We start from the raw sequence: 11,013 nt of genomic DNA, 5'->3' as shown, positions 1-11,013 counted from the left end.
TTAAACGAACAGCAGGCGACTTTATTAGTTACCTATCTAGGAAACACCGAACCCGTCAGAGAATTCAAAAAGAACCTAGTCAAAGCATTCTTTGACCTACGCAACGAGGTAGCAGAGTTTCGCTATCAAAGGGCGATAGAAAAGCCAAAGCGCAAAGAGTTAGTCAAAGCTATCAGCGAATGGGAGAACGCCCCTAAACACGCGCACAGCACAGTTACAAACCTATTGCTAAAGGCGGTGACTGGATTTAACGCTAAGCAGTTGCGAGCGTTGAGAGGCGAGGAAATAGCCCTAAACAGTCTTTACAGTGGCGAGTTGAAAGAATACCAAGCCTTGGAAGATATGGTTATCGCCATGATACAGCTTGGTTTTGACTATCACGACATTAAGAATATGGTAAATAAAAAGAACGCCCAACAAGGCGCATGAGAAATAAGTGACCATAATATCCATTCTAAGGTACAGGAGACTATCAAGAAAGCACTTCTGATACATTAAAGTGTTTCCTTAGGGTAAATATACCCTTTTGGAGATTAAACTTTGAAAACGCCTATTAGAACAAACGAAAAAGGAGAAAAAACAACATGAAACATAAAGCATTGACATTTTCAGAATTGAAAGAACTTATCAACTATGGGATTGAAGAAATTGAAGAACTCCAAGGAACTTTGGAAGGTGAGCAATTTAGACAAGCTGAACATGTTTCCCAAGCTTTAGAAACTGTACGCTTTATGCTAAAAGATAAAGTACTTTTCTATGACCGTAAGCGGGAACAAAAACGAATTGACGAACTCACAAAATAAAAACGCACCTAGAGGCGCGTGAGAACAACAAAAAAAGGCTTACCGAGACCAATCAGCAAAGCCTTTCACACACTAACTAAAACACAATTAAGAGGCAGGCAAGCCGTTATTAAAAGGGTTTTAGTATAGATTTGATACCTATATTATACCATGATTTGGGTATCTTGACCATACGGAGGGCGCTAATCCCTTAAAACTAGAACGGATAAAAGTATTAGGTGCTGGTATCGCCATTAGGGAGCTACGGCAATAGCAAACTAAACCAGTCTAAGAAAATTACACACTAGATAGACTATTATTTGGCACAGATTTACATGACCACGGGGCAACCTGGTGAATTTGGGGCGGTTATCCGCTGGGATAGTCTAGGCTAGCATAGCAAGAATTACACAATAAACCACCAGGGTATAGGAAAAAAAGTCTTTTATTCACGGGACAAGCACGCACAGGCGTTGCAACTACTCAGAAAATAATAAAACAGAGGTAAAACAACATGACTGAAACAACTTACGATATTATCACTAAAAGCCTAAACAGAATTAGTCAGGAGCTAAACCAAGCAGACGAAAACAATGACTTTTCTAGGGTATGGCTTTTATCGGCACGAATAAAATCACTCAAAGAAAATTTACAACGTTTGCTATGGATAGAACTTCCAGAACTCAACGAAGCAGAAAAACAAAAGGTACTTTCTAAAAAGACAACTGGAATGATTTTCAATCCTGGTATCTTTGAGTTTGACGCTATGAGACAAGCCTTTTTCAAAAGACAGGCTAAAACATTCTTTGAAACCGAGGAAGAACAACAAGCCTATATCACTTACACAGAAAAACAATACTTAGAGGCTACCATTAACCTAAAAGAAATCTATTTTAAGACTAATCAGATACAGCCCAAACTGAGTTATCAAGAAAAGAAAACACAAGTACAGGCTGAATTTATGGAGGCTATAAAACAATGAACGAATTAGACCTAACACCAACCCAAGCTATTATCTTTTTTGTGGTTATGCTCCTACTACTAGCCTATCAACTTTATAAGCTAAGCAAGGAAACAATCACTATTGAACTCTCAGAACAACAAGACCAAAAGCCAGCGTATAATCCCAACTATGGGGCATATATCCAGCTTGCAGGTAAACGATATAACTAGAAAGAGACAGACAATGACAGCAAACAAAAACTTTGACCTTGCAAAATCACGAGCTGAAAACTTTGGTCAGTGGTTAGATGAGGCTTTCCAAACTATGCTAGATTTTTCCCTAGAAAATAAATTTGATTGCTACAGTATCGAGGAACAAAACCAATTAGAGCGAGTATTAGAAGCCCTAACAGATTTTTCCGATATGTGGAATAAAGGGCAGATTATCCTAGTAAGCAAAGAAAGAGAGGCGACAGAATGACACTACCAACGTTACCAGAGAATTACAGGCGCGTGCTTAATCTTATAAAGGTAGGAGCTGACAACCCCACCACGGGGGCAGAAATAGCTCTTGTCTTAAAGATTGAGGAAATGACAGTACAAAGTATAATAAGCCGTCTAATCACGCACTACGGTGTTCCTATCATTGGTGTACGTCATGGCTTTAACCGAGGTTACTTTATCCCAGCAGATAAGGCAGAGCTACTAGATGGCGTAAAAGCCTTTTACAACCAAGTACAGGAAGAACAAAAGCGCCTAAGTGTATTGTTAAATGCTGACTTAAAAGCTACAAGGCACTACTGAAAGGGGCTGATATGAATGTTTAGCCTAAGTAAAGAGAGTGAAAACAGCCTAAAACGTGGCATATTAAAGCTGATAGATAGCTTTCTAAAGGATTATCTGAAACCTAAACCACGGATAACAGGCTTAATGACACCTACGCAGATAAAAAATGAATTGGACGTAGATTATAGCACCTTGAAACGTTGGGAAAGTGCTGGGCTACGGCGCTACTCTCCTCCTATCGAAGACACACGCAAAGTCTTTTATAAAATCGAGGATATTCTAATATTTTTAGGAGCGGATAAATGACAATATATGAAACCCGTGGTTTTGGGTCTTTGCTTTATCCATACAAAGGGAAACTAGCACCGTTTGACTATATCGCCCAGTTCAAACCGCTAGTAATTCCTGAAGGTGTGGACATAGAAGAATACAAGCGTACACAAGCCCCGTATTGTATCAGTGGAGAGGTCAAGGTGGAAAAAAACGGGACAATTAGACGGAACAATGACAGTCTTGTCTATCGTGATTTGATTTTTCTTGATTATGATGACATTGAAACAGGCGTAAACTTGCCTAAAATCGTTTCTGAGAGACTTTCGGAGTACAGTTACATTATTTACCCCACTATCAAACACACACCAGAAAAGCCCCGTTATAGGCTTGTAGTAAAGCCTAGTGGAAACATGGACGAAACAACCTATAAACAGATAGTCAAGGAAATAGCCAACAAGATAGGGCTACCTTTTGACCTAGCAAGCCTTACCTGGTCACAGTTGCAAGGTCTACCAGTTACAACAGGCGACCCAGAAGACTATCAGCGTTATGTGAACCGTGGACTTGATTATCCTGTACCAGTACAGACAACACAAACCACGCGCAACAAACAAGTAACAACCAACTATAGCCCACATCCAAGCGGTCAGCGGTCTATCACTATGAGGGTCTTAGATACGCTTTTCAACGGTTTTGGAGACGAGGGAGGGCGCAACGTGAACGCAACCCGATTTATAGGTCTATTGTTTAATAAATGGGTTGATTGTGACCTAGAAACAGCTTATGAATTGACTAAGCTAGCAAATAATAACACCGCCCAACCATTGCCGATTGAGGAGTTAGACCGAACTTTTGAAAGCATAGCACGGGCAGAATACAGAAAGAGAGGATAGAACCATAGAAAAAGAACAATTGAAAAACCTAGAAAGTGAAATCACGGAAGCGCGTGAGAATGAGGATAAACATTTCAGTACTTTCAAAGGAGTTAGAGGTCAACTTATCAAGGAATGTCAAACAGTGAAAGATGAAGCTTTCAAATTGGCTTATGATGAGGTTATGGCTGACAGCAATCACATTGAAAACGTTAAAAGCGGGAAAATAACCCAACAACAACATGAAGAGATAGCGAGACAAAAAGGGCAGGAAGCAAGCGAGAAGGCATTGCCGAAAACTCCTTTAGGTGTCGCCATTATGCTGAAACAGTTTATCCGCTTTATTCGTATCAAGCCAGAAGCGCAAGGACAGAAAGCCCCCCTATACTACTACAATCCCGATTATGGTATTTGGCTAGAAGATAATGAACTTTTACAAGACCTTATTTCTGTTATCTTCCCCAATGCAACCGAAAAGCAGGCTTTTGACACGCTTTATAAAATTGCTAGACAAAGCCAAATGAGGGAGATAGAAAGCCAGTACACTGTTATAGGTAGCCAGCTTTACAATGCCAAAACGGGGCAATTTGGAGCAGTTACGCCAGATATTACGGTCACACGTAAAATCAAAACGGGATACAATCCGAAGGCAAAAGAGCCAACTATCAAAGGTTGGAAACCGACAGCGTGGCTTTTGGAACTCTTTGACGGAGACAAAGAACTTTATGACCTTGCTATTCAAATTATTAAGGCAAGCATTACAGGGCAGTCATTACATAAAATTTTTTGGCTATTTGGCGAAGGTGGAACAGGTAAGGGAACATTTCAGCAACTGCTTATCAATTTGGTTGGCATGGAGAATGTGGCCAGTTTAAAAATCACGGGACTGTCAAAAAGTCAGTTTTCTACGTCCATTCTACTAGGGAAGTCTTTGGTTATCGGTGACGACGTGCAAAAAGACGCGGTTATCAAAGATACGTCCGATATGTTCAGCTTAGCAACAGGGGACATCATGACCATAGAGGACAAAGGGAAGCGCCCGTACAGTATCCGCTTGAATATGACCGTGGTACAATCTTCTAACGGTTTGCCACGGATGAACGGAGATAAGTCCGCTATTGACCGCCGTTTTAGAATTTTGCCTTTTACCAAAATATTCAAAGGCAAACCTAACAAAGCTATAAAAGACGACTACATCAACCGTAAGGAAGTTTTAGAATACTTGGTAAGGTTAGCTATTGAAATCCCAATCACAGACATCAATCCTAAGAAGTCCATGGAAATCCTAGAGGAACACCATAAGGAAATGAACCCTGTCATTGACTTTGTTTCCCAATTTTTCACGGATGAGTTGACAAGTGAGTTTATCCCTAACAGTTTTGTTTATCATGTCTGGAAAGGCTTTGTAGAATACTATGGTGTTAAGCTAAACAAAACACAAGAAGGCTTACACCGTGAAATAAAGACCAATCTACCCGAAGGATTTGAGCCTAGTCAAAGTGTTATTCCAATAGGTCAGCAACTACATAAGGGCTTTTACCCAAAAGAGGATTTGCCTTTTTATGCCAGTCTTGCCTACTCAAACGGGCGAGCTGACCCAGAAAGACAGAGGAAGCGAAAGAATGAACGAGGCTATAAAAACCACCTAGCAGAAGCTAGAAAGAAACGAAAATAGGACAATCTGTATACGGTGTATACGGTAGGGAATTTAACCGTGTGCAGAATAAACCCAGTCGTACCAAGGGTTGTATACGGTGTATACGGTTTATACGGTTTTTTCAAAATTTCCCATATAAGAGATATATTTAATATGACTATCCCAAATACCCTATATATAGTTTTTATTTTTACTGTATAAAGTGTATAAACCGTATACAACTATAGCTAAAGCCTTGATATGACTGACTTCAATTTGTATACGGTTCTAAAAATAACTGTATACAAATCAAGAAAACCGTATACAAAATGGAGAAAAGACATGAAAATTAAGATATTTTATCAGAAACACAAGCAAAAACTGGATGACTTTGAAGCCCAAGTAAACGATTTTTATGGCAGAAGTCCAAGTGATTGACGTAAAATATACTGAAGCAATGACAGGCGACTATGAGAGTTTGGCTAAGTAGTAAGGTAGACTAGGTAAAAACGATAAGCAAAACTCTAAGATTTACGGGAAGTTGTTACTACCTGCAACTACCTACATACTCTAAATTTCCAAAACGAACAAATAAAGAAAGTACGACATTTTCAAAACGACGAATAACCTAAAAAGAGTGTAAAATAGTTGATATAGAGCCTTTTCTATTCCGAACGCTCGGATAAACTCCGAGCGAACTCCGAGAAATGACAAAAAAAGCCAACGCACGCGCTGACCTCTTCGATATATATTTGCTAAATATATTATATCACAAGGAGAGGGCAGAATGGATACCAAGACACTGTTAAAACACTATCGACGTTGTGGAAGGATTGCAGGAAGTAACTTGACTATGGAAGATATAGATAAGGAGCTAGAACAAGTATATCCATCCGTTGACTTACCTATCCATCTTGAAGCAGTTGAATTTGTCAATGCAATTAGGCAAGCCTATAATCGAATGACTAACAAGAAACTGAAACGCATTTTATTTCTTGCTTATCTTAACGCTCAGCCAGAACACAGATACAAGAAAGAACTGTATCACAGTCTAGGGATGTCAGAAAGCAACTACTACAGAGTACAAGCAGAAGCGATTAGGCAGTTAGGAACAAAACTAGATTCTAATTGCTAATCATATGAGAAATACCCCTTTGTTTTATAACGGGGCTATAATTATTCGGAAATAAACAACGCTGCCCTTTTCCGTGCAAAAAGTTCCCTTTTTGAGATTTTTATTCGTGTTTTTTTAGCTAGAAATGCCTTTACAAGTGGTTTTTTGTTCGTTTACCCCTACCCCTAACAAGAATTAAAATAGTGAGATTGTGGTTAGGTAAAATGGTAAGGTTTTGGTAAGGTAACAATACTTAATTAGTAAGGGGATAAAACAAAGAACACACGCCTTTTTGATATAATCATAGTCATACGAGGTATTAAATGATGTTTGAAATAAATTTGACTATGAGCGAGCAACTAAGAAACGCTAGAGACCTAAAACCATTCATTGATAGCTTAGAAATCGAGTTGGCGCAGGTAAGAGAGCAATTCAAAGCACTTCCGAACCTACTAGAACCACAAGAAAATGAAATCTTAACAGCTATCAGAGAAATCACAGCAAAACGCCAGCAAATGGCTGGCGTAATCAATCAGCTATCAGACAAAGAGCAACAGGATTTATTAACCGCCCAATATATCGAGGGGATAAAGACTAAAGACCTTTCCGAGTTTTTAGGATTAAAAGACAAAGAAATTCAAAGCATACGCCGAAAAGCTATTAAAAACTTAGAACAGGTACAAAATCAACTAGGACAGTCAGAGGCTTAAAATAAGCCATGTTTCAGCGCGTGTTTTACTTTATCTGATAAAATTTAACCACAAACAGAATAAAACACCTTAGAAACGATTTTAGGGGCTATTTCTGAATTGCTCGTTTTTGATACAGAACATTCTTTTTACTTGAATACGTGTAACACGTATGATATACTAATCTTGTCAGGAGGTAAAAGCGCTATGCCTATGACACAAAAAGAAATGGTTAAGCTACTTACTGCTCATGGTTGGATAAAGACCAAAGGCGGTAAAGGGTCACACGTTAAACTTGAAAAAGCAGGCGAGCGACCTATAACCATTCCCCACGGTGAAATTAACAAATACACTGAACGGGGTATCAAAAAGCAAGCTGGGCTGTTATAAAGACAGTTCCCCGCTTGTCTTTAATTTGGAGGTAAACTATGCTTGTCACTTATCCAGCTTTATTTTATTATGACGATACAGACGGAGCGAACGCCCCTTATTTTGTCACTTTCCCAGACTTTGAGCATTCAGCGACCCAAGGCGAAGATATGGCAGACGCTATGGCAATGGCTAGCGACTGGTTAGGTATTCACCTAGCGGACTATATCGAGAATGGGCGAGACATTCCCACACCTACCCCTATTAATGCTCTATCTTTGGCAGATAATAACCCTTTCCATAATGATGGAGATATAGAGCTAGTTTATGACCCTAGCAAGTCTTTTGTCTCTATGGTTATGGTTGACGTAGCGGAATATCTAGGCAGTCAAGAACCTGTAAAGAAAACTCTAACTATCCCACGTTGGGCGGATACTTTAGGACATGACCTAGGTTTGAACTTTTCCCAAACTTTGACAGATGCCATTGCTGATAAGAAAATTCATGCCTAAGCTGATTTATGATACAATTTAGTTAATAATAGGGCTGGTCTAACACCCATGAAACAAGTAAATTTGTGGAGGTGGTGGGTCAGTCCTATTATTTATATTTAAGGAGTTCACTATATGGCTAAACCTAAAAAAGAATGGAAACCAACAATAACCCACATTGTCCCTAAAGGCACTAAGCTAGCAGACGGTACAATATTAGACGAAGAAACAACCTTAACCCAAGAAGAATTTACCAACAATCCCCCCGTTATCCCAGACAACCATCCTTTTTATGATATATGGGCTAGGATAATACAAGAAAAAATAGAAAAAGGCGAACTATAAAAATAAATACAGTAGGCTTACGCGTGATATTCGCTTGAAATTGTTTTGTTAAGGTCAACAAATTTGATAACCACACGCTTTTAGGTATCTTACCTTTTCGATAGATAAAGTAACTAATGCGCGTGATAAACATGTTATAATATATTCACAGCTGGAGGCTTGCATAGTCTAGCCGATTAGGGAGAGTTAACCCCTGAGGTCATACCCTCCCTTTTTTGATATAATAAGTCTATCAGATAAGCAAAGATAACTAAAAAAGCGTAGCTGATGACTACGCTAGTTCTTGCCTGCTGAACTCATTATTTGATTGACCTATTTTAGGTCTTTTTTGTTCACCTTTTTGTGGACTTTGGAAGACTATTAAAGAAAATCTATGACTAAAATTTTTCAAAAAATCCTTAAAAATATAGCTCACAAACGCCTAAAGAACAGTATTCTAAGCCATTCTTGAAAATTTCTTCAAATGTCATGGTTTCCTCCTCTTCTTTTTCTTTATTGTACCAAAAAAGAGAGATTTGGCACAAGTCCACCTAAAAAAGCAGTTAGCGAAAGACTATGAATAACCATATTTGAAAGACAATGAAAATACATTAAAAACGAATGATAAATAAATCCTAATCTCTGTAGGGTTACTACCATTCGCTTTTTCAGTTTATTTCACAAGATATTAAAATCTAACCATAACAAATTGGCTTTTACTTACCAATAATTTTATGGTAGGCATGCGATGTCCCTAGATAGACCAGAACATAGAGGACGAAATAAATGAGACAGGTTACCAAAGTGACTTGGAAAATAAAGCTAGTATCTAGTAGGCTAAGCAGACGCAAGATAAGAGATAGCATCTTAAAGGCAAAAGCCAGATGGATAAAAGCAACTGCGATAGGGAGGAAGAAGACCGTCAACATCTGCTTGCCGATACTTTTCTTCGTCGCTTCTTGATCTAGTCCCACTTTTTGCATGATGGCAAACCGCTCCTTATCCTCATAGCCTTCTGAGACCTGTTTGTAATAGATGACAAGAACTGCTGCCATAAAGAAGACTGATGTCAAAAGAAGACCAATAAAGAGAAACGAGCCTGTAAAGGCAAAGAAGTCTCTTTCCATGTCTATCCGAGTGGAGGCGTAGAAATGATTAAACGTGATCTCTTTATTCTCTGTGTTGTCATTACCATCCATATATCTCCACTTTTCACCCAGTTTAGATTGTTCATCAGCCGAGAGGGAAGTATCTATCCCAAAGTAGTAATGACTCTTCTCAACTGGCAGAACCTCTACACCATCTGCTACGACGATTAGAGTATCCTTGTCCATTATAAAACTCATTGAACGAGGGAGTTTCTTTTTAGTAATATCGTGATCCAGCACCTGCTTAATCACATAAGTCTTCCCATTTAGAATCAGGTCTTTATCCGTCTGATAATTCATCCCCTGACTATAGAGGAGAATTTGACGGCCTGACAAGTCTGCCTCTTTCCCCGTCAACTTCTTATAGTCGCTAGCTGAGATGACACTGATAGCTCCCTTAGTATAAGAGTCCATTGTTCCATAAGTATCTTCCATACCTGTATAGGTTTCAAGACGATTGCCCTCTACTTTTTTAATAAATTCAAATTGATAGGTATAGTCCGTTACTTGAGCATCTGAAATCTTTTCTTCTTTAATCAGTTTATCCACATAACTTCTAGCCTCTTGCTGAGTGCCAGACACCGTTCCATCCTCATTTTTCAAGGGTTCCATAACGATGGCAATTTCCTGTGGATAAGAAATGGCAACGGTATTGTGCCCACCGAAATAAATATTGACACCTGCAATCAGTGTCACCAAAACCATGGTCGATAAGATGGCGATGGTCGCAAGTCCCATGGCGTTTTTTCGCATACGGAAAATCAAGTTTGACACCGAGATAAAGTTGCTTGGTTGATAAAAATAGGAAGGACGATTTTTCAAAAATCGAAGAAAAACAATAGTCCCTGCATTAAAGAGTAGATAGGTCGCAAAGATAACCATAAGAACAGCGATAAAGAAGTTGCTTATTGCTGTGCTAGGATTAGAAATATCTGTTGCCAGCCAATAGGCAGCTCCCAAAACAAGAGTACCTATGAGAGTTTGTAGCTTGAGGAACCGTCCCTTTTTCTCACCTGTTCGCTTACCCTTGACTAGATTGAGTGAGGAAGAAAAACCGATTTTGCCTGCATTTAAAAGACTGGTAAAGGAAAAAATAACTGCAAAAGCCAACAAAACGGTTACCACACTCTTCCACTGAAAAGTGGAGCTAAAGACAACGGGCACTTGAATAATTCTTAGTAAAATGGCATAAAAGAGATTGTCCAACAAGATGCCAGTTAAAATACCCAGACCAGTCGCCATGCTGCCAAAGAGAAAAGTTTCTACTCCATTCATATAAAGAAGGTGTTTCTTATCCAAACCCAACACACTGTAGAGTCCAAACTCTTTGGAGCGCTGTTTCATGACAAAGGCATTAGCATAAAGAATCATCAAACTCACGGTAACCAAAACGACGACTAGACCAAATCCCATGATCGAATTGACAGCACTTGAAAAGGCAACTTTTTTGATATCGGGATTGTAGGTAAGAGAAGTAAAAATATAGGCCACAGCCGAAGACAGTACGGTCATCAAGGCAAATGGGTAGTAGAGTTCCCGATTTTTCAAGAGATTGGAAACGGCTAATTTATGCGTTAGTCCCCACAT

14 protein-coding genes and 2 pseudogenes are annotated in these 11,013 nt (G+C 39.1%); 15 read left to right on the top strand and 1 reads right to left on the bottom strand.

The genetic code is table 11. The features are described from left to right. The 15 genes and pseudogenes from J2T50_RS09335 to J2T50_RS09265 form a co-directional block, all read left to right on the top strand. Nucleotides 1-429: Rha family transcriptional regulator (locus tag J2T50_RS09335; protein WP_253366009.1), on the top strand; the 429-nt coding region annotated here is incomplete at its 5' end. Between the two features lie 155 nt (nt 430-584). Further along, complete coding sequence (locus tag J2T50_RS09330; protein ID WP_253366007.1) at nt 585-803, top strand: hypothetical protein; 219 nt, start codon at nt 585-587, stop codon at nt 801-803. 493 nt (nt 804-1,296) lie between these two features. Further along, the gene (locus tag J2T50_RS09325) at nt 1,297-1,764 is read left to right on the top strand and encodes a hypothetical protein (protein ID WP_253366005.1); all 468 of its coding nucleotides are present in this window, start codon (nt 1,297-1,299) and stop codon (nt 1,762-1,764) included. Further along, entirely contained in the window at nt 1,761-1,955 is a 195-nt protein-coding gene (locus tag J2T50_RS09320; RefSeq protein WP_138337332.1) for a hypothetical protein, read from the top strand. Before J2T50_RS09325 ends, J2T50_RS09320 begins: the two co-directional genes overlap by 4 nt. A 13-nt stretch (nt 1,956-1,968) precedes the next feature. Further along, complete coding sequence (locus tag J2T50_RS09315; RefSeq protein ID WP_253366003.1) at nt 1,969-2,205, top strand: hypothetical protein; 237 nt, start codon at nt 1,969-1,971, stop codon at nt 2,203-2,205. Beyond that, nucleotides 2,202-2,551, top strand: a pseudogene (locus J2T50_RS09310) (RNA polymerase sigma factor sigma-70 region 4 domain-containing protein). Before J2T50_RS09315 ends, J2T50_RS09310 begins: the two are co-directional and overlap by 4 nt. After that, nucleotides 2,544-2,816, top strand: a complete 273-nt coding sequence (locus tag J2T50_RS09305; protein WP_253366001.1) for an XRE family transcriptional regulator — start codon at nt 2,544-2,546, stop codon at nt 2,814-2,816. The pseudogene J2T50_RS09310 and the gene J2T50_RS09305 overlap by 8 nt, the downstream one beginning before the upstream one ends. Beyond that, nucleotides 2,813-3,676: a primase alpha helix C-terminal domain-containing protein gene (locus tag J2T50_RS09300; protein WP_253365999.1), complete on the top strand. Its 864-nt coding sequence runs from the start codon at nt 2,813-2,815 to the stop codon at nt 3,674-3,676. Before J2T50_RS09305 ends, J2T50_RS09300 begins: the two co-directional genes overlap by 4 nt. Before the next feature lie 19 nt (nt 3,677-3,695). Continuing rightward, the gene (locus J2T50_RS09295) at nt 3,696-5,330 is read left to right on the top strand and encodes a phage/plasmid primase, P4 family (RefSeq protein ID WP_253365997.1); all 1,635 of its coding nucleotides are present in this window, start codon (nt 3,696-3,698) and stop codon (nt 5,328-5,330) included. Nucleotides 5,331-5,633: 303 nt separating this feature from the next. Further along, a pseudogene (locus tag J2T50_RS09290) lies at nt 5,634-5,781 on the top strand (sporulation protein Cse60). A 297-nt stretch (nt 5,782-6,078) separates the two neighbouring features. Continuing rightward, nucleotides 6,079-6,426, top strand: a complete 348-nt coding sequence (locus tag J2T50_RS09285; protein ID WP_253365996.1) for an ArpU family phage packaging/lysis transcriptional regulator — start codon at nt 6,079-6,081, stop codon at nt 6,424-6,426. 302 nt (nt 6,427-6,728) lie between these two features. Beyond that, the gene (locus tag J2T50_RS09280; RefSeq protein ID WP_253365994.1) at nt 6,729-7,115 is read left to right on the top strand and encodes a sigma-70 family RNA polymerase sigma factor; all 387 of its coding nucleotides are present in this window, start codon (nt 6,729-6,731) and stop codon (nt 7,113-7,115) included. A gap of 186 nt (nt 7,116-7,301) precedes the next feature. Then, nucleotides 7,302-7,484, top strand: coding sequence for a type II toxin-antitoxin system HicA family toxin (locus J2T50_RS09275; RefSeq protein WP_024402467.1), 183 nt, complete (start codon nt 7,302-7,304; stop codon nt 7,482-7,484). A 38-nt stretch (nt 7,485-7,522) separates the two neighbouring features. Then, nucleotides 7,523-7,975, top strand: a complete 453-nt coding sequence (locus J2T50_RS09270) for a type II toxin-antitoxin system HicB family antitoxin (protein WP_253365992.1) — start codon at nt 7,523-7,525, stop codon at nt 7,973-7,975. A gap of 114 nt (nt 7,976-8,089) precedes the next feature. Next, nucleotides 8,090-8,299, top strand: a complete 210-nt coding sequence (locus J2T50_RS09265; protein ID WP_253365986.1) for a BOW99_gp33 family protein — start codon at nt 8,090-8,092, stop codon at nt 8,297-8,299. Between the two features lie 695 nt (nt 8,300-8,994). Here J2T50_RS09265 and J2T50_RS09260 read toward each other — a convergent pair. Continuing rightward, complete coding sequence (locus J2T50_RS09260; protein WP_253365985.1) at nt 8,995-11,013, bottom strand: FtsX-like permease family protein; 2,019 nt, start codon at nt 11,011-11,013, stop codon at nt 8,995-8,997.

The organism is Streptococcus gallinaceus (genome assembly GCF_024170225.1).
Classification (GTDB): Bacteria; Bacillota; Bacilli; order Lactobacillales; family Streptococcaceae; genus Streptococcus; species Streptococcus gallinaceus.
The sequence above is the reverse complement of the archived record's forward strand: the minus strand, read 5'-3'. Positions and strand labels throughout refer to the sequence as shown.